This window comes from Natronorubrum sediminis, assembly GCF_900108095.1.
Taxonomy (GTDB): domain Archaea; phylum Halobacteriota; class Halobacteria; order Halobacteriales; family Natrialbaceae; genus Natronorubrum; species Natronorubrum sediminis.
On the sequence record NZ_FNWL01000001.1, the window covers coordinates 1373434 to 1392071 of the forward strand.

Below are 18638 nucleotides of genomic sequence, written 5' to 3' on the forward strand. Positions count from 1 at the left end.
ACAGCACTCCGTCCGACGAGGGATTTAGGCGCTGGACATCGTACCAACCCGTATGCTTTCGACGATCCTCGTTCCCGTCGACGATTCCGAACACGCCGGTCGAGCCCTCGAGTACGCACTCGACAACTACCCCGACGCCGAGGTCACCGTCCTCCACGTCGTCGGCGTCCCGTCGATGATGATGGGTGATGCAGTTGGACTAACCCTCGAGGACGACCTCGAGGAGGCGGCCGCCGAACGCGCCGAGTCGGTGTTCGAGCGAACACAGGCGATTGCCGACGACCGGGATCGCGAGATAGAAACGGCCGTCGGCGTCGGTCATCCGGCCCGGAACATCATCGACCGTGCCGAGGACTACGAGACGATCGTCATCGGCAGTCACGGCTCCGACTGGGATCGCGCGACGCGCCGGTTTCTGGTCGGCAACGTCGCCGAGACGGTGTCGAAGCGAGCGCCCGTTCCGGTCGTGATCGTTCGCTAAACCGACGGCCGCAGTCGTTCACTCCTCGTCAGCGTCGTCCCCGACCGACTCCTCGACGATCTCCTCGATCTCAGACTCTCGAGGGCGGCGTTCGACGCGTTCTTTGACGTCTTCGACCTGCGTCTGGACCGCTTCGACCTGTCTTTCGACCGTTTCCTCGACCGACGCCTCGACGACCTCCTCGACTTGTGTCTGGACGCCTTCGACCTGCTCTTCGACCGTTTCTTCGACTTGTGTCTGGACGCCTTCGACCTGCTCTTCGACCGTTTCTTCGACTTGTGTCTGGACGTCTTCAACTTGCTCTTCGACCGTTTCTTCGACTTGTGTCTGGACGTCTTCAACTTGTTCTTCGACCGTTTCCTCGACCTGCGACTGAACGCCTTCGACTTGCTCTTCGACCGTTTTTTCGACCTGCGTCTGAACCGCTTCGACTTGCTCCTCGACGGTCTGTTCAACCGCCTGCGTCATCCAGTCGGGATCGAACCGAGCCATCTTCCAGACGACGTGAACGACGTAGGAGGCGAACACACCGACACCGAACGCGATTCCGACGTTCGTCTCGACCGTTGCGATCAGGACGATCGAGAGGACGATCAACGCCCCGTACGCGAGGTCGACGACCGCGTCGACGCGAACCGGGTTCATCGCCATCGTCCTCCTGGAGCGACGGCGACACCCGTCACGGGACGTGTTGCTCGAGTCGAGTTACCCCACGTCGGCGTGACCGACTGACTTCGACGAATCGACTGCCACGGAAACATGATATCTACACGGACGAGACTGTTCACCGAAATACTTTGGACTCAAAAGCCGAAGATCGGGACGAACCGGAACGTCAGGAACGCGCCAAGCGTCGCGAGCACCGGGACGAAGTTCTGGACTAAGATCACCCGCGCAGTCGTCGACGGATCGAACAGATCCGACGCCTTCGGGATGTCCGCGGCTTCTTCCTCCCCAATTTCCGGTGCGGGTTCGCCCTCCTCCTCTGCGGTGAGTGCACCGACGGAGACACTCGTCTCCTCGCCGCCTCGAACGGCGTCCGTTACCGTCGTCGTCCGGGTCGCGCGCCCCCAGCCGAGCCCGATAATGCTCATCGTCGCGACGATGACCAACTGGACCGGAATCCCGATCGCCGAGAGCAGGGTTACGATCGTCGCCGAGACGGTCATCACGACGACCGCCGCCGTCAACGGCAGGTTCGTAATATCGTTCCCCATCGTCTCGAGCGTCCGTCTAGCGATGGTGAACGCACCGATGGTGACCGCGACGCCCGCGAGGATGACTCCCCACTCCATCGAGAGGGCACCGCTGCCGACGAGCGGTGCAACGGCGTTTGCGACGTTACTGGCCCCCGAGCTAAAGGCCATGTAACAGCCGATCGCGACGACGATCAGCGAGCCAGTGATCTCGCGTTTGTCCGTCCCCTCCGCGGCGGAGACTTTCGGAATCGTCGACGAGCGATCGACCACCCACAGGTGGGTTTCGCGTCTCGAGATAGCGACCCACTCGTTGAGTTGCGGGTAAAAGTAGCGGCCGATCACGCCGCTGACCCAGAAGGCGACGATCGGCGCAACGATCCACCACGAGACGATTTCGCCCATCGTGGCCCAATCGAGCGTCCCCGTCGCCAGTCCGAGGCCGGCAATCGAGCCGACCGCGGTCATCGACGTCGAGGCCGGAACGCCGAACAGATTGCCCGCAAATAACGCGAGGCCGATGAAAAACAGGACACCGATCCCCGCCTCGAGCGTCAGAATATCGGCTGGGACGATGTCCTCCCCGAGCGTTTCCACGACGGCCGGCCCGACGATCCAACCGCCGAGAAAGAAAAAGACCGACATCAGCGCGGCGGCCCCGAGTTTCGAGAGCACGTGGGCGCCGACAGCGGGTCCGAACGAGACACCGGTGGTCGCCCCACCGATATTGTAGCCGACGAAGGCAGCCACGAGAATACCGATCAGTAACAGTGTCTCGATCACAGCGGAGATAACGCAATCCTTCGGGATAAAGGATACTACTCATCCCACCGCACTCGTCGACTGACAGACAGAAACTGTCGCGGGCTGTGAGGCTATTTCACTGTGATGTCTCCAGTCGGACGAGACGGCGATGACTCGAGAGGACGACGGACGAGTGACTTCGGTATCGAGGTCGATTCCATCGATCTAACGGGGGTGCTTTCGCACATATGTGATCTTTTGGAGAGTTCCTTCGAGCCGTATGAAACATGTGTTTAAATCTCGAGCGGCGAACAGAGATATCCTGCCTGATAGACCAGTGAGGACCGAACAGCAAGCTATACCAGTGCGGGACTCGAACCGCCGAACGATGCCCACGGTAGAATACCTCAACTACGAAGTACTGGACGACCAGGGCTGGGAGATGGACGACGACGACCTCTTCGACCAGGCTGCCGACGCCGGTCTCGACGAAGAAGATTACGGCTCCCTCGACGTCGCCGAAGGGGAGTACATCCTCGAGGCCGCCGAGGCCCAGGGCTACGACTGGCCCTTCTCCTGCCGTGCAGGTGCCTGTGCAAACTGTGCAGCCATCATCAAGGAAGGCGAAATCCAGATGGACATGCAACAGATCCTCTCCGACGAGGAAGTCGAGGACAAAAACGTCGTCCTGACTTGCATCGGTTCCGCTGAGACCGACGAAGTCAAGATCGTCTACAACGCGAAGCACCTCGACTACCTGCAAAACCGCGTCATCTAACGGCTGCAACTACCGCATAGACGACCCGTCCCAGACGATGGGACGATTTTCACTGGTTTAGGCAAACGGTGACAGAAAACCCCAGCAACTGCTATCGTCTCGAGCAGTTCGTCTCCCCTACTCACCCCATTTTCGTGCAAAATTAGCTACACACTATACGAGCAAAATGGATGGCGATACCACAGCAGGCCACACGCAAGGTATCAACCGATTGCATTCCCAACAGACGCGAGCAATCGAACGGTTGTGCCGGGCCTCTTGAAAGACCGGTACCCGTCGTGAGTCTTTGAGCGAGGCGTGGACGTTCGATAGCGAAACTGTGTCTCGAGCCGGTTTCACTCGCGAACTGGACGACAGGACCTGGTTTCGAAAGCGACCACGGGTGTGCCAGGACCGTCGACACACTCGCCGACGGCAGACGGCGAAACGACGGTGGGTGACGATGGTCGATGGTGGGTGACGATGGTCGACGGTGGTCGTCTGAGACGTGACTCGAGAGTCGGCTTTCCGGTGGAAAATCCCATACGGCAGCCGGCGACGATCAGGAAGGTGGGGACCTAATTCTGGGAGGCAGAGAGAAATCATGTCTTGAACAGACAGGGAACTGTCGCTTCCAAAAGAACGCGGTGTAGTTCGTGTATTTAATTTTGATGGAGTCCGGATACGAGCGCGCTATCACGTGGACTCTCGACGGGAACGAACGACCAAGTACCCGGCGAGTAGCAGTCCGACCGCCGGGAACAGAGCGAGGACGCCAAAGAGCACTCCGACTCCACCGTAGGTGAGCGAGATACCGGCGACCGACGCGCCCGCGGCACCGATCCCGAAGACGCCGAGGTACGTATAGCCGAACGAGAGGCCGTGGACGTCGGCGGAAGCGTACTTTCCGATCAACGCCTGGTGGATTGGTGCCTCGACGTAGACGAAGAAGCCGAGGGCGGCGGCGATCACGAGCGTCGCGATCAACCCGCCCTGGGTCACGATGGGAAAGAGCAACGAGACGACGATCAACGCGACGAACGCGCCGACGATGGCCCACTCGGGCGAGCGGTAGTCGCTCACTTTTCCGCCCACGTACTGTCCGCCTGCGCCGATCAACAACAGTCCGGCGTAGACGTACTGGCTCGGCTCGAACGACTCTCCGGCGATCTCGACGGACGAAAAGACCGGCAGGTCAGCGAGCACGTCCGGCAAGAACGTGAAGACGCCCCGGTAGTACGTCCCCGCGAGCATCGCGATTGCGAACACGAGGATGAAACTGCCGACGAACAACACCTTCGTCTGCTCGAGCAGCGTCGAGAGTTCGGCGCGTACGCCGTCGCCATCGGCGTCCTCGTTCGAGCCGAGTCGATCGCCGCCGTCGCTCGAGGCAGTGGGTTCGTCGACGGCTGCAGTTTCGTCGAACGAGAGGCCGTACGCCGCGACGACACCGATGACTGCTGGCACGACGAAGAGGGCGGCGACGATCCGCCAGTCGAGGAGGGTGAGTGCGATGGCGGCGGCGAGCGGGCCGAACGCCGTGCCGACGTTTCCGGCGACGCCGTGGTAGGCGAGGACGGTCCCCTGTTGGCGGGCTCCGCGAGTGATGAGCGAGAGTCCGGCGGGGTGATAGACGCTCGCGGCGGCCCCCCAGACGACGAGAGCCGCGCCGAGCACGTAGACGTTGGGTGCGAGGCTCACCAGCGCGAATCCGCCGCCCATGCCGACCATCGACCAGACGACGAGTTGCTTCGACCCGAATCGGTCCGCGAGAATGCCACTCGGCAGGGCACCGACGCCGATGAGGCCGTAGCCGACCGCGACGACCGTTCCTAACACCGCCGCGGAGACGTCGAACACGTCGAGCCAGATGACGACGAATAGCGGGATCGTCAGCTCGTAGACGTGAAACGTCGCGTGGCCGATCATCGTAAACCGCGAGATTTGTCGGTCGTTTCGATTCATTGCTGGTGAGGGTGACTCGAGCGTCCGCAAACGATCATCATTGTGAACGGGGGTAACGTGAATCTACCGTCCGTACCACTATTCAGGTGCGTGAAACGACCGTACTTGCCGGTACATCCACATTGATTGGCTCCTGCTGAGAGGATTCGATCCAGAGCCGTGATGGTGTGTTGACGAACTGATGGCCTGGCAATACAAGTACACAGTCCTCGCGCTGTGTACGCTGGCGTTTCTCTCGACGACGGTTGCTCGACTCGCGATTAGTCCGGTCGTCCCGGCGATTACGGACGATTTCGAAATTTCGAACACAGTTATCGGATTCGCACTGACGGGCATGTGGATGGCCTACGCGCTCGCGCAGTTCCCGAGTGGCATCCTCGGCGACCGATTCGGCGAACGGGCGGTGATCCTCCTCGCGCTAGGCGGGACGTCGATCATGTGCGTGTTGCTCGCCCTGTCGCCCCATTTCGCCGTATTCGTCCTCGCCGTCATCGCCCTCGGTGGGGTCGCCGGCCTCCACTACAGCGTCGCGACGACGTTTCTCGGTCGGACGTTCGACAATCTCGGGTTCGCGATCGGCATTCACACGAGCGGATCGTCCGCGGCGGGACTCATCGCCCCAGTCGCCGCCGCCTGGATTAGCGTTCGCTTTGGCTGGCGTCCGGCGGTTGCGTTCGCGACCGTGATCGCCTTTCCGATCTTCCTCCTCTTTGCGTGGCGTATTCGACCGACCGACCCGCGTCAACCGGGAAAAGCAGTCGTGGAACGACTACAACTCGGGCCGGTCGTCGGGATACTCAAACGCCCGGAGATCGCATTCACGGTGGCGATCGCTGCGCTCTGTGCGTTCGTCTGGCAGGGAATCGCCTCGTTTTTGCCCGCGTTTCTCGTCGAGTACCGCGGCCAGTCTGAAGCGATCGCGGGAACCGTTTTCGCGATGTACTTCGTCACGCAATCGGTGACGAAGCCGAGTATCGGCGCGCTGTCGGATCGCTTGGGCCGCGACGCCGTCATCGTCGGCTGTATGATCACCGGCGTGAGCGGGCTGGGACTGTTCGTCGCCGTTCCCGGCCTCCTCGGCGTCATCGGCGGCATCGTCCTCGTCGGCATCGGCTTGAGCTGGGCCGTCGCGATCGAGCCACGATTCATGGAAAACATGTCCGAACAGGAACGCGGCGGCGGCTTCGGGCTCGTTCGGACGGTCTACCTCGTTATCGGATCGCTCGGCTCGCTCGCTGTCGGCCTCTTCGCCGACGTCTTCGGCTGGGCCGTCTCCTTTGGCATGCTGATGGCCGCGTTAGGGATCGTCGCCGTCGGCTTGCTCGCGAACTCGGCACTCGGACTCGAGTATTAGCGCCTGTTCCAGCACTCGCTCCTCGAGGGTCGCTTCAGTACTTATAACCCGAGACGGAGGACGCGATTGGTCGCGATCGTCGCACAGACGAGAGCCATGATGCCGGCGAGCACGGCGAATGCGGCTTCCCATCCGAAGAAGTCAGCGAGTGCGCCGACGGCGACGCTGCCCGACGCGCCGGTCGTCATGTAGACGGTTCGAACGAGTCCGAAGCCCGTGCTCCGTTCGGCGTCCGTAAACGAGTCCATGAACCGCGACTGGACCGGCGCGCCCCAACTCATCGCGAGCCCGATGAAACAGACGCTGAGTGCGTAAATAGCGAGGCTGTCGGCGACGACGAGCGCACCGTAGCCGAGGACGCCCGCACTCATCGAGACGACCGTCGTCGCGTCGCGGCCGAATCGATCGGAAAGCCAGCCGGTGAGGGGCTGCGTAAGGCCGTGGGCGAGAAAGTAAAGCGAGAACAGCGCGCTCGCGAGCGACGCCGAAAGACCTTGGCCGTCCTCGAAGAACGCCGGCAGGAACGACGCCGTCGCCTGCCACGTAAACGCACAGAGAAACGCGATGAGCGTCGTGTACGCGATAGACGGTCGAGAGAGTAACTCGAATATCGTGGTGATCTGGACGCGTTCTCGCATCGGTTGCTCCGGACGCGTCGGCGTCGTCGGTCGGATTCGCCAGATGAAGAGGACGAACAGTGGAATCGCGAAGAGCGCGCCGATGAGGATACCCGCTCGCCAGCCGTAGAAACTAGCGATCAGTGCCGCCGCGACGGGGGCGACGAGACCGGCGGCGGGACTCCCGGCGATGTGAAACCCAATCGCGCGACCGATATCGTCGAACTGCTTCGTCAGGTAGGTCGTCGCCGGCGTGTAGTGCAGGCCGGCACCGAATCCGAGCACGATCGCGAAGACGACGAACAATCCGAACGTCGGGGAGATCGCGAGAAAGATGCTCGCGACGCCCGTTAACCCGATCGCCGTAAGAATAACGCGACGCTCACCGAATCGGTCACCGAAGATACCGCTCGGAAACTGTGCAAGCGCATACGTCGCCCACATCAACGAGAGGGCGAAGCCAACGGCCGCGTTCGAGACGCCGAAATCGTCGGTTATCGCGGGGACGAGCGGACTGATCGACAGCCGCGCGACCATGGTCCCCATGAACGCGAGCGTACACAGCACTAACGCCGTATGGGTGTACCGCCACTTCACAGCCCCCCGTTTCGGGGGTGGGAAAAAGCGGCTTGCGTTCCCGGTCGATCTGTCCGGAGAATATTGTCCCAACGGACGTTCTTCGTCGCTTACCCGAGCGACGGGGCGTCCTCGTCCGGGGCGACCTCGAGGGCGTTGAGGACGACGGCGAGCATGCTGTAGTAACCGAAGGTCGCAACGAGTTCAGTTACTCCGGTGGTCCCGAACTGGTCGGCGGCAGCCTCGAAGTGTTCGTCGTCTACCTCGTTCGTCTCGAACAGTTGGCGGCCGAACGTGACGATGCGTCGCTCGTGGCTCGAGAGACCGTCGACGGCAACTCGCTCGCGAACGGCCTCGATCGCCTCGTCGCTGACGCCGGCGTCTCGCGCGATCGGTTCGTGGACGGCCCACTCGAACGGACAGTCGAACTCGCGTGCGGTCGTCAGGATCGCGAGCTCCCGGACGTCGTCGGGAAGGACGCTGTCGAATCGAATGTACGTCCCCAGGTGCCCCGCGCGGCCCGCCACCTCGGGGCTATTCAACAAGACGCCGAAGGGGCCGATCACGTCGCCGCGACTGTCGACAATCTTGTCGTAATTGTGGTATTGATCCTCAGGAATCGCCGCTTTAGACGCGATAAATGGGACTCTAGGCGAGTCATTGTCTGCCATTGTATCCGAATCGTTGGCACTCGAGGATATATAGCTAGCGGAGAACAGGCGACCAGACGTCGAAAGGCGAACCGACGCCGGTCGGTCGTCGGCTCAGTCGCTACCAACCGGTGCCGAGATGTCGACGTCTTCGGACGTGTAGTGACGGACCAACACGAGTGCGAGTCCGAGCGCTGCCGGCCCGTCCGTCATAATCCCCGGGACGAGCAGTAAGAGCCCGCTCGCGAACAAGATGAGCCGTTCGACGCGCGAGGCTCGTTTGAGCAAGAATCCTTCCAGGGAACTCGAGATGGCGACGACACCCGCACCGGCCGAGAGGACGCCGAGGATGACGGCTCCCGTACCACCGATGAGCAGCAACTCGTTCCCGTAGACGAACGCGAACGGAACGATGAAGCCGACGGCGGCGAGTCCAACGGCGTCTATCGCCACGTTCCACGGGTTCGATTCCGAGATTCCACTCGCCGTGAACACCGCGAGCATCACCGGCGGCGTGATGGCGCTTAGGATGGCGAAGTAGAAGATGAACATGTGGGCCGGGAGCGTGTCGACACCCAGTTCGATGAGCGCCGGCGCGCCCAGCGACGCGACGACGATGTACGCTGCGGTCGTCGGGAGGCCCATGCCCATGACGATCGACGCGATCATCGTGATGATGAGGCCGATCAGCAAGACGCCCCCCGAGAGCGTCGCGACGAGCGAGCTAAAGACCAGTCCGAGACCGGTCAGGGTAACGATACCCACGACGATCCCCGCCGTCGCACAGGCCGTCGCGACGATCAGCGTCATCCGAATGCCACGATCTAGCGCGCGAATGATCGTGTGAACGGCGTTGTACCCGATCGTTCCCACGGTGTCGAAATCACCGTTGGCCGTGGCACGACCGAGTTGTTTGACCGACGAGAGCGGAATCGCAACGACGAGCGTTAACACGATGGCGACGAAACCGGCGGTCATCGCGGTCCACCCCGAGAGCAACATGTAGACCAACACGACGATCGGTAGCAGGTAGTGGATCCCGTTGGTCACCAGCTCACGAGCGTCCGGCAGTTGACTGGCTGGCAGTCCCTCGAGGCCCTGTTTCTTGGCTCGGAAGTGAACCGAGAGGAGGATACACCCGAAGTAAAGCGCCGCCGGAACGGCCGCGGCGATGATGATCTCCGCATAGGAGATGCCGGTGAACGCAGCCATGATGAACGCGCCGGCACCCATAATCGGCGGCAGGATCTGCCCACCGCTCGAGGCGGCCGCCTCGACGGCTGCCGCGTAGCGCGGCTTGAAGCCGGTTCGGTCCATGAGCGGAATCGTGAAGGCACCGGTCGTCGCGGTGTTCGCGACGGCGCTGCCGTTCAGACTGCCCATGAAGGAACTCGCGATGACGGAGGTCTTGGCGGGACCTCCCGACATGCGTCCGGTGACGCTGTATGCGAGGTCGATGAACCAGTCACCGATGCCAGTCACCTCTAAGAACGCCCCTAAGATGATAAAGAGGACGACGTACGTCGCACTCACGTCGAGTGGGATGCCGTAGACGCCGTTCGTCGAGAGCATGAGGTGGGAGACGATGCGCTCGTAGCTGTATCCGGGGTGGGCCAGTTGCAGTGGCCACAGCGGACCGGTGTAGGCGTAGACCATGAAGACGCCTGCCAGTATGGGGAGGATGACGCCAGTCATCCGGCGGGTCATCTCGAAGACGAGGATGAGTCCAATGAATCCGAACAGAATGTCGATGCCAGTCGGATTCCCCGTCCGAGCGGCTAGATTGTCGTACGTGAGTGCCCAGGAGACGTACAAGATCGCCGGGAACGTGAGGAACGCGAGCACCCAATCGTACCACGGTACGTAGTCTTTGGGCTTCCCGGTGTGGCCTTCGTACCAGATGAACACGAGTGCGCCGAGGAACGCGAGGTGGATCGGCCGGTTGATCAACGCCGGCGGAATGCCAGTTCCTGCCGTGATGACGTGGTAGGCACCGACGACGACGGCCAAAAAGACCGCAGTGAGCTTCAGTTTCCCTTCTAACGGTCGCGGTGCCGTGCCGCTCCAGTGGCTCCCCGTCGTTATCGTCGATTCGTCTATATCTGTAAGTTCTTCTCCGATTCCGCCGTCGTTACTATTGGTGCTCATACCAGTGTCTGTCTATTGCTGTCAGTAGTTTGGTGCCGGGAAATCACCGGAACCGATTCATCGACGTCGGTGTCCGTTTGCCACAATCGAAGGCTGCAATGGAGGCTGCAAGTCGTGTGCGTACGCACGAAATTTTCGTGACTCATATCGAGGATATCTTCGTGTATTCTGGTGGGTGTCTCGCCGTGCCAGCATTCGCGTCGGACAGTCTCCTCGTTCGAAGGACACGCGGGCCATCGGTGTCAGTGCGCGTCGGAATCCACGGTCGACAGGCTTCGAGTGTTCTGCTTCTCGTTGTCGAGCCCGATAGACCAGGTGAGCCGACACAGTGTGTGGTAACACGACTCATCTATGAAGGTTGTTCACTAGCAACGCACTAAAGCGTTAAACCATTCGTTCGGCCAGGCGATAGCTCGGATTCGATCTGGTTACAGATCGAGATCGTCGAGTGCAGACTCTCCGCCTGGGTGGTATTCGGTTGGACTCTCACGGGCGTACTCTTCGAAGTCGTCCGCGGCCTGGTGGACGTCTGCCAGCCGGTCGATATTCTCGTAAATCGTCGTCGTGAGGTCGTTGGCCATCTCCTCGTCCATGTCTTCGTGAACGACGACGGTGTTGAGGACGCCGGGGTTCGGTGCAGCCTCGTCCTGTCCGTCGTACGTATCCGCTGGAATTTCGTGGGGCTCGTAGTGGTCCCACTCCTCGCTCATCGCTTCGAGGTCTTCTTCAGGGAACTCGACGAACGTGACGTCGGCCTGCGTGAACAGTTCGTCGACCGCCGGACCGGGGAGGCCAACGCTGTACATCCCGGCGTCGAGTTGGTCGTCGATCATCGCGTCCGTCGTCTCGTCGAAGGAGTACTCTCGAGCGTCGACGTCGTCGTAGTCCATGTCGTAGAACTCGAAGATGTCGGACGCCGTCATCTCGGTTGCACTACCGAGGTCACCGATCGACACCGAATGGCCCTCGAGGTCGTCGAACGTCTCGACGTCGAGGTCTTCTTGGACGACGACGTGTGTCGGATTCATGTACGCCCCGTGGAGTGCCTGCAGCGGAATCTCCTCGTCGAAGTCACCTTCGGCATGAATGGCGTCGTGGATGGCGTTTTCCATCATGAGGGCGACTTCGGTGTCCTCGGCGAGCAGTCGACCGTTCTCGACACTGCCACCGGTCGATTCGACGGACGTGTCGAGTCCGAGCTCGTCCGCCCAGACGTCAGCCATCCCGCCACCGAGCGTGTAGTAGACACCGCCGGTCCCACCAGTCGCGATCGTGACGAAGTCGTCACCACCGCCACCACCAATTTCGTCTAGACAACCGGCCATCCCGGTCATGCCAGCAATACTTCCCGCACTCACAGCTTTGATAAACGTTCTTCTATCCGAGCTATTGACCATGCTCACATCCACCATGCGAATCCAACCCTATAAAGGTATTGACCACCTATCACACTCAAAACACATTATATGGATATTAACAGCTAGTAATGAGTTTGGAACTGACTGGGATCTAACACCCCCTCGCCTGCTGTCGGTCCGTGGCCGTCGAGAACGACACGATACCTCAGCGAGGTGATTGAACTATGTGACAACACTAGCTGTCACTGCTCGAGGCAAGGTCGATGTGAAAGTATAACTGTGTGCTAACACTCACCACAAGACGTGACACGCATACTCGTTACGCACAGCGAATCGCACCCTATGCGCCTCGATCTCATCGCCGCCGAACTCGAGGATTGCGAGATTCGCGATCTCGAGGTGCCAGCAGGTGGACTCCGCCGAGACGTCGAATCGGAACTGATCGACGCGCTCGAGGGCTGTCAGGGGCTAATCGTCCGTCCGGGACTCGTCACGGAACGAGTGATTACCGAGAGCGAGGACCTCGAGATCATCTCGGTCCTCAATTCGGGCTACGACCACATCGATATCGAGGCCGCGACCGAACACGGAATCGTCGTGACGCACTCGCCCGACAATCCCGGACCGAGCGTCGCCGAGCACACGGTCGGTCTGATGCTCTCGATGCTCCGAAAGATTCCGAGCGCCGCCAGTCAGACGAGCAAGGGTGAGTGGGCGAGCGCGCGCGAGACGGAGCGTCTCGAGCTACAATCCTGTACCGTCGGCGTCGTCGGCCTCGGCGTGATCGGATTCGACGTCGCCAAGACCGTTCGGCGAGCGTTCGGCTCGGAGGTCCTCGCGTCCGATCCCTACGTCTCCGGCGAGCGCGACTCGGCGATTTATCCGCGCGTCGATCCAGCCCAGGTGAGCGACGAAGGGATCGAACTCACCGACACGGATACGCTCTTCGAGCGAAGTGACCTCGTGACGGTCCACGCGCCGTTGACCGAAGAGACGCGCGAATTCGTCGGCCGCGAGGAGTTCGACGCGCTCGCTGGCGGGTACTTCATCAACACCGCTCGAGGCGAAGTTATCGACGAGGCCGCGCTCATCGACGCGGTCGAAGCCGAGCAACTAGCGGGCGTCGCCCTCGACGTCATGACGAACGAGCCGCCGGAACCGGACAATCCGTTACTCCACTCGGATCTCGTCACGGTGACGCCACACGTCGCGGGCCTGAGTAACCGACTCCACGAACGCGGCGTCGAAAAACTCGGCCAGCGAATCCGAACCGTTCTCGCCGGTGATCGAACGGCCTACACGGTCAACCCCGAGGTGTACGACGACTGAGCGGGTAGCGTCGAATCGAGTCGGTCGTTCCTACTCGAGGTCGCGTTCGACGTCGGTCACGGCGTTGACGACGGTCCGGCTGATCTCGTCGGCGACGTCTTCACCGAGGGTCAACGGCGGCGCGAGCATCAGGTGATCCCCGCGGTGACCGTCCACGCTGCCACCTCCCGGGTAGGTGTAGACGCCCTCCTCGAACGCGCGTTCGAATATCTGCTTGTAGACGCCGAGATCGGGATCGAACGCCTCGCCCGTCTCGGGATCCGCGACGAACTCGACGCCGACCATCAGGCCGAGTTGTCTGATGTCGCCGACGATCGAGGAGTCCCGAAGCGGCGCGAGCCCGTCGACAAGCTGCTCGCCGCGCGCTCGAGCGTTCGCCAACAGCTCCGGCGTGTAGCGATCGACGACGTGGTCGGCGACGGCCGTCGCGATTGGATTCCCGCTGAACGTGTGACCGTGGTAGAACGAGTGCTCCGCGTCCTCGAGGGGCTCAAGGAGTTCGTCGCGGATCATTGTCGCGCTGATCGGCGCGAAGCCGGCCGACATGCCCTTTCCGAGCGTGAGCATATCCGGGACGACGTCGAAGTGCTCGCTGGCGAACATCGTCCCCGTCCGGCCGAACCCGACCATGACCTCGTCGGCGATGAACAGGACGCCGTACTCGTCGCAGATACGACGAACCTCCTGGTAGTAACGCGGATGGGGGTGGGCGACGGGGATGCTCGAGCCCGAAACCGGCTCCGCGATGAACGCGGCGACCGTCTCCGGCCCCTCCTGTTTGATCAGCGTCTCGAGTTCCCCCGCGGCTGCCTTCGCCTGTTCTTCCGGCGAGCCCGAGTACTCCCATCGGTAGGGGTAGGCCGGACCGATCTTCGGCCAATCCTGCAGATACGGCTTGTACGTCGTCCGGCGGCCAGTGTTCCCCGAGGCAGAGAGCGCGCCGAGTGTCGCGCCGTGATACCCTTGCCAGCGGCCGATGACCGCCTCTCGTTCCGGCTCGCCGCGAGCGACGTGATAGTCTCGAGCCAGCTTGATCGCGGACTCGACGGCTTCGCTACCGGAGTTCGAGAGAAAAGTGGTGTTCAACGAGCCGGGCGTCATCGCCGCGAGTTTCTCCGAGAGCGAGTCGACCGGCGGACTCGTGAAGTACGACGTCGAGGTGTAGCCGACTCGAGACGCCTGTTCGGCCATGACCTCGTCGACGCCGTCGGGCGAGTGACCGAGGTTGACGACGGCGGCTCCGGCGGCAGCGTCGATGATCTCCTCGCCGTCTTCGGTGACGAGGTATTCGTCGTAGGCGTCCGTGATGACGGGATGGTCGGGGTCACGACCGGCACCCCACTTGTACAACGTTGACATCCTGCGAATCTATATCATGGATGTACATATAATCAGTGTTCGCGTCGTCGTCGTGTGTGGAAAGTAACGATTTCTCGGTTAGGCGTTTCCGTCGGTTCCCACGACGCCTTGCTCTCTGAGTCGTTCAATCTCCGCCTCGTCGTAACCGTACTGTGCTAACAGGCCGTCAGTGCTCTCTCCGAGTTCCTCCGGGGGCGTTCCGAGGTGAGTCTGCAGCGAGGAGAAATGGACCGGGTGATCGATCACTTCGGCGTCGTCTCGCCCCTCGCGTTCCATCGTTCGCTTGAGGTTTCGCCGAACGACGTGTTCGTCCGCCCAGATCGACTTCGTGTCGTGAATCGGTCCGGCTGGAATGTCGGCGGCCTGGAAGCGATCCACCCAGACGTCGGCGCTCTCCGACGCCAACTCGGATTCGATGATCTCCGTCAGCACCTCCGGGTGCTGGGACCGATCGTGCATCGTCTCGAAACGCTCGTCCTCCAAGAGGTCCTCGCGCTCGAGGACGGCACAGAAGTCCGTCCACAGCGATTGCGTTCCGGCGGCGATGACGATGTTCTCGTCGCGACACGAGAAGAGACCGAAGGGAGCGATCGTCGGGTGGCGAGTCCCCAGTCGGGGAAACGGCTCGTCGGTGCCGAACGTGTGGCCCGCTCGAGCGCTGAGCCAGGAGATCGCGGCGTCGAGCATCGGCACTTCGATCCACTCCGAATCGATGTCACCGCGTTCGCGCGCGTAGAGGGCGGCGAGGATGCTCTGAGTGGTGTACATCGAGGTAATCAGGTCGCCACTCGGCAGGCCCGACCAGAGGGGCTGGCCGCCTTCCTCGCCGGTGACGCTCATAATACCGCTCATCGCCTGGACGAGCGTGTCCCACGCGGGGAGGTTCTCGTAGGGACTGTCGGAACCGAAACCGGAGATCGAACAGTAGATGATCGAGTCGTTGACCTCGCGAAGGTCGTCGTAGGCGAGGTTGAACGACTCGACGCGACCCGGTTTCGTCGATTCGACGAACACGTCCGCGTCGGCGACAAGTTCGCGGACGATCTGCTGGCCGTCTTCGGTCTTGAGATTGACCTCGATGCTTCGTTTGTTTCGGTTGATCGTGTCGAAGTACGCCGGCGTCGGCTGAATGCCCCGACTTCGGTCGCCACGGCCGACGGCTTCGACTTTGATCACCTCGGCACCGAGATCACCGAGGTTCATCGTTCCGAACGGCCCCGCGATCACCTGCGTGAGGTCGACGACGGTGACCCCGGAAAGCGGAAGGCTCTCAGGAGTGCGCTCTTCGGACATTGGGTAGGCATTCGCGCCGGTACCTATAGCGTCTTTGATCGCTCGAGTTTCTCCCCATCACGGATTTCCCCGCGGCGACCGTCCCCGCGTCATCATCACTCCCTCGAGCCGTCATCGCTTTCCTGCGTCGTCATCGCGTTACCATCACTCACCCAGTGGCACCACGACGATCGGTCGGTCGGCCTGGAGCAACACCGACTGCGTCGTATTGCCGAAGAGCGCCTTCCCGGTCGGCGAACGCTGTCGGCCCCCAATGACGATGTACTTGGCGTCGTTTCGTTCGGCGTACTCGACGATCGAATCCGAGGGTTCGCCCTTCAGACCGACGATATCCGTCATTTCGTCGAGTTCCGAGACGACGCCGTCGGCCAGTTCGGCTGCGATTTGCTCGCGAACGAGCACCCCTTCGTCACTCGGCGTGCTCGAGACGTGCTCGCGTTGCAGTTCGGCGAACTCCGTCGAATCGAGGGCGTGAACGACGTGGATTTTTTCCCCCATGTCGCTCGCGAGCGTTTGCGCCTGATCGATGATCTGCTGTGCGTCTTCCGATTGGTCGATCGCAGCGACGACAACCATACCTCACAACGACCGTGCGGAAAGTTAGCTATTGTGGTGGTTCGGGGATCGTTTCCACCGGAAGAAGGGAAATCAGCGGCCGAAACCCGCCGTTACCGAACGACGTCGCTCGTCACCGAGCCGACGGTGTCGACTTCCGCCGTCACCGTGTCACCCGGCGAGAGCACCGTCGCTCCCGGCGTCCCCGTCGAGATGACGTCTCCCGGCTCGAACGTCATCACGTCGCTGTGAAAGGAGACGAGTTCCATCGGCGGCGCCATCATGTTCCGGACTTCGTTTTCGGCCTCGACGGTCCCGTTGAGAACCGTCTGGACCGTGATCGACTCGAGGTCGTCGACCTCGTCCGTCGTGACGATGGACGAGCCAAAGACGATGAACGAGTCGAAGCTCTTCGCTCGCGTGAGAAATCGCGGATTCTTCTCGAGGATGTCCTCGGAGGTCATGTCGATGACAGGGACGTAGCCCGCGACGACGTCTTCGGCGTCCGCTCGGTCGACGTTTCGACACGTCTTGCCGAAGACGACGGCGAGTTCGGCCTCCGCCGTCACCCGGTCGGTAATCTCCGAGTCGGGGAGTCGGATCGGTCCCGCTGGCCCCGTCGCGGCCGAGGAGGGCTTCATGAAACTCGCCGGTTCGGTCGGCCGGTCTTCGTCGAGGTCGGAGGCGTGCTCGGCGTAGTTGAGACCGATTCCCCACAGCTTGCCGTACTCCGCGAACGGCGAGGCGAAGGAGATGTCCGACGCCGGGACTGGGTCGGCAGGCGCAGCAGCGGGGTCGGGCAACTCGCCGTCCGCAGCGAGGGGCAGTGCGTCCTGCACCGACTGCAGCGACGGGTCGGCGGCGCTGAGGGGGACGAATCCGTTCTCGTCGCCGAGCAACGGCGTGCCGTCGGCCCTCCGGGCGAGTCGCGTCACGGCTGTGGACTCACCTCACTCCGACGAGGTGACTGTCGCTGTGTACGATACGACCGTGTACTAGTGGCTGCACTCGCCGGCTGCGAGTTCGTCGCTCTCGAGTGAGTCATACGCTACGTGTGGCTCACTGGCACTGCTAAAAAGCATTGTGGGTTCGTGCGAGCCGTTCACGCCCGACAGTGGCAGGGAATCCGATTCGTGCACACCCCGCTTGCCGACGGCCATAGTGACGGTCAACGCTCGAGCGACGATTCGTTCACCGTCGACGTCGGGAGCTTCCCGTCGTGCACTCGCCGCACGGTCTCGGCCGCCCCGAGGCTCATCCGGCGGAGCGCCTCGACGGTCGTGCCGGCGATGTGTGGCGTCGCGATTACGTCGGATCGATTCACGAGCGGGTGGTCTGGTGCGGGCGGTTCGTCGACGAAGACGTCCAGCCCGGCCCCGGCGAGTTCGTCGTTCTCGAGGGCGGCCTCGAGCGCCTCCTCGTCGATGATTCCGCCGCGTGCGGTGTTGACGATGACGCCGGTATCGGGCAGCGCTCGAAGTTCTTCGCGACCGATGGCCCCTCGAGTTTCGGGAGTCAGCGGCGTGTGGACGCTCACGCAGTCGGCCGTCTCGAAGAGCTTCCGTTTCGTCTCGACGCCGGTGACGTGCAGCGGCAACTCGGCGTCCGTCACGTAGGGGTCGTACGCGACGCACGAGAGGCCGAGTCCGTTCGCCATCTCCGCCAACGTCTGCCCGGCGTGTCCGTAGCCGAACAGGCCGAGCGTGTCGCCCTTCACCGTCCGCGACCGACATGCAGAACGGTCCCAGCTCCCCGACTCGAGCGCCTCGTTCGTCGGCAGGAGCGTCTTTCGGACGCCCACGAGCAAGGCCAGCGCGTGTTCGGCGACCTCCTGGGTGTTCACGCCGGGGAGGTTCCCAACAGGGACGTTTCGCTCGCTCGCAGCCTCGAGGTCGATGTTATCCACGCCGACGCCGTGTTTCGAGACGACCCGGAGCTCGTCGGCTCGCGCGATGGCCGCTGCGTCGAGCGGACTGGTTCGAACGACGATGGCGTGATAGCGGTCGATATCCGCCGGCAGTCTCGCGTCGTCATCGGATCCGTTCGCGTCAGCCTCGTACTCGTTCCAGCGGGTGACGTCCGCGAACGCCTCGAGTTTCGCGAGACCCGCCTCGTCGATTGGCTCGGTAACGAGGACGTTCCAGTCGCCACTCATCGGCCGGGATCACCCGCAAGTCGGCAGTCGCTGTATCCCGTTCGAACTCGATTCGACTGCCGTGGTCGGCACCCTCCGGCGGCGACGCTCGAGCGAGGGCT

Annotated in this window: 16 protein-coding genes; 4 read left to right on the forward strand and 12 right to left on the reverse strand. The window is 62.1% G+C overall.

The features are described from left to right. The first annotated feature begins 52 nt into the window (after positions 1–52). Entirely contained in the window at positions 53–481 is a 429-nt protein-coding gene (locus BLW62_RS06735; protein WP_090506261.1) for a universal stress protein, read from the forward strand. An 18-nt stretch (positions 482–499) separates the two neighbouring features. Here the strand turns inward: BLW62_RS06735 and BLW62_RS06740 are convergent, their stop codons facing one another. Further along, positions 500–1126, reverse strand: a complete 627-nt coding sequence (locus BLW62_RS06740; RefSeq protein WP_090506459.1) for a hypothetical protein — start codon at positions 1124–1126, stop codon at positions 500–502. A 158-nt stretch (positions 1127–1284) separates the two neighbouring features. After that, positions 1285–2460 (reverse strand): inorganic phosphate transporter, encoded by a 1176-nt coding sequence (locus tag BLW62_RS06745; RefSeq protein ID WP_090506262.1) that lies wholly within the window; start codon positions 2458–2460, stop codon positions 1285–1287. Between the two features lie 349 nt (positions 2461–2809). Between BLW62_RS06745 and fer the strand changes: the two genes are divergently transcribed. Continuing rightward, the gene (fer, locus tag BLW62_RS06750) at positions 2810–3199 is read left to right on the forward strand and encodes a ferredoxin Fer (RefSeq protein ID WP_076582948.1); all 390 of its coding nucleotides are present in this window, start codon (positions 2810–2812) and stop codon (positions 3197–3199) included. 675 nt (positions 3200–3874) lie between these two features. On the opposite strand, the gene BLW62_RS06755 is transcribed toward fer, so the two are convergent. Continuing rightward, complete coding sequence (locus tag BLW62_RS06755; RefSeq protein WP_090506263.1) at positions 3875–5143, reverse strand: MFS transporter; 1269 nt, start codon at positions 5141–5143, stop codon at positions 3875–3877. Positions 5144–5324: 181 nt separating this feature from the next. Between BLW62_RS06755 and BLW62_RS06760 the strand changes: the two genes are divergently transcribed. Next, positions 5325–6497, forward strand: coding sequence for an MFS transporter (locus BLW62_RS06760; protein WP_090506264.1), 1173 nt, complete (start codon positions 5325–5327; stop codon positions 6495–6497). Positions 6498–6538: 41 nt separating this feature from the next. On the opposite strand, the gene BLW62_RS06765 is transcribed toward BLW62_RS06760, so the two are convergent. From BLW62_RS06765 to BLW62_RS06780, 4 genes are all read right to left on the reverse strand, one after another. Beyond that, the gene (locus BLW62_RS06765) at positions 6539–7711 is read right to left on the reverse strand and encodes an MFS transporter (RefSeq protein ID WP_090506265.1); all 1173 of its coding nucleotides are present in this window, start codon (positions 7709–7711) and stop codon (positions 6539–6541) included. An 89-nt stretch (positions 7712–7800) separates the two neighbouring features. After that, positions 7801–8361: a carboxymuconolactone decarboxylase family protein gene (locus tag BLW62_RS06770; protein WP_090506266.1), complete on the reverse strand. Its 561-nt coding sequence runs from the start codon at positions 8359–8361 to the stop codon at positions 7801–7803. Between the two features lie 93 nt (positions 8362–8454). Continuing rightward, positions 8455–10488, reverse strand: a complete 2034-nt coding sequence (locus tag BLW62_RS06775; RefSeq protein WP_090506267.1) for a TRAP transporter permease — start codon at positions 10486–10488, stop codon at positions 8455–8457. Positions 10489–10916: 428 nt separating this feature from the next. Next, positions 10917–11885 (reverse strand): TAXI family TRAP transporter solute-binding subunit, encoded by a 969-nt coding sequence (locus BLW62_RS06780; protein ID WP_245726679.1) that lies wholly within the window; start codon positions 11883–11885, stop codon positions 10917–10919. A gap of 303 nt (positions 11886–12188) precedes the next feature. Between BLW62_RS06780 and BLW62_RS06785 the strand changes: the two genes are divergently transcribed. Continuing rightward, positions 12189–13175: an NAD(P)-dependent oxidoreductase gene (locus BLW62_RS06785; protein WP_090506269.1), complete on the forward strand. Its 987-nt coding sequence runs from the start codon at positions 12189–12191 to the stop codon at positions 13173–13175. A gap of 30 nt (positions 13176–13205) precedes the next feature. Here the strand turns inward: BLW62_RS06785 and BLW62_RS06790 are convergent, their stop codons facing one another. The 5 genes from BLW62_RS06790 to BLW62_RS06810 form a co-directional block, all read right to left on the reverse strand. After that, a complete protein-coding gene (locus tag BLW62_RS06790) occupies positions 13206–14534 on the reverse strand; it encodes an aminotransferase family protein (RefSeq protein WP_090506270.1) in 1329 nt (442 codons plus the stop codon). Between the two features lie 78 nt (positions 14535–14612). After that, positions 14613–15827, reverse strand: a complete 1215-nt coding sequence (locus BLW62_RS06795; protein WP_090506271.1) for a CaiB/BaiF CoA transferase family protein — start codon at positions 15825–15827, stop codon at positions 14613–14615. Between the two features lie 144 nt (positions 15828–15971). After that, positions 15972–16403, reverse strand: a complete 432-nt coding sequence (locus BLW62_RS06800; protein ID WP_090506272.1) for a universal stress protein — start codon at positions 16401–16403, stop codon at positions 15972–15974. A 92-nt stretch (positions 16404–16495) separates the two neighbouring features. Then, positions 16496–17317: a fumarylacetoacetate hydrolase family protein gene (locus BLW62_RS06805; protein WP_090506273.1), complete on the reverse strand. Its 822-nt coding sequence runs from the start codon at positions 17315–17317 to the stop codon at positions 16496–16498. A 233-nt stretch (positions 17318–17550) separates the two neighbouring features. Beyond that, positions 17551–18537 (reverse strand): hydroxyacid dehydrogenase, encoded by a 987-nt coding sequence (locus BLW62_RS06810; protein ID WP_090506274.1) that lies wholly within the window; start codon positions 18535–18537, stop codon positions 17551–17553. Positions 18538–18638: the final 101 nt, after the last annotated feature.

Bases quoted from the DNA above. Each gene is read 5' to 3' on its own strand.
- BLW62_RS06735 (WP_090506261.1), top strand. From the start codon at position 53: ATGCTTTCGACGATCCTCGTTCCCGTCGACGATTCCGAACACGCCGGT.
- BLW62_RS06740 (WP_090506459.1), bottom strand. From the start codon at position 1,126: ATGAACCCGGTTCGCGTCGACGCGGTCGTCGACCTCGCGTACGGGGCG.
- fer (WP_076582948.1), top strand. From the start codon at position 2,810: ATGCCCACGGTAGAATACCTCAACTACGAAGTACTGGACGACCAGGGC.
- BLW62_RS06755 (WP_090506263.1), bottom strand. From the start codon at position 5,143: ATGAATCGAAACGACCGACAAATCTCGCGGTTTACGATGATCGGCCAC.
- BLW62_RS06760 (WP_090506264.1), top strand. From the start codon at position 5,325: ATGGCCTGGCAATACAAGTACACAGTCCTCGCGCTGTGTACGCTGGCG.
- BLW62_RS06770 (WP_090506266.1), bottom strand. From the start codon at position 8,361: ATGGCAGACAATGACTCGCCTAGAGTCCCATTTATCGCGTCTAAAGCG.
- BLW62_RS06775 (WP_090506267.1), bottom strand. From the start codon at position 10,488: ATGAGCACCAATAGTAACGACGGCGGAATCGGAGAAGAACTTACAGAT.
- BLW62_RS06780 (WP_245726679.1), bottom strand. From the start codon at position 11,885: ATGGTCAATAGCTCGGATAGAAGAACGTTTATCAAAGCTGTGAGTGCG.
- BLW62_RS06785 (WP_090506269.1), top strand. From the start codon at position 12,189: ATGCGCCTCGATCTCATCGCCGCCGAACTCGAGGATTGCGAGATTCGC.
- BLW62_RS06790 (WP_090506270.1), bottom strand. From the start codon at position 14,534: ATGTCAACGTTGTACAAGTGGGGTGCCGGTCGTGACCCCGACCATCCC.
- BLW62_RS06795 (WP_090506271.1), bottom strand. From the start codon at position 15,827: ATGTCCGAAGAGCGCACTCCTGAGAGCCTTCCGCTTTCCGGGGTCACC.
- BLW62_RS06800 (WP_090506272.1), bottom strand. From the start codon at position 16,403: ATGGTTGTCGTCGCTGCGATCGACCAATCGGAAGACGCACAGCAGATC.
- BLW62_RS06810 (WP_090506274.1), bottom strand. From the start codon at position 18,537: ATGAGTGGCGACTGGAACGTCCTCGTTACCGAGCCAATCGACGAGGCG.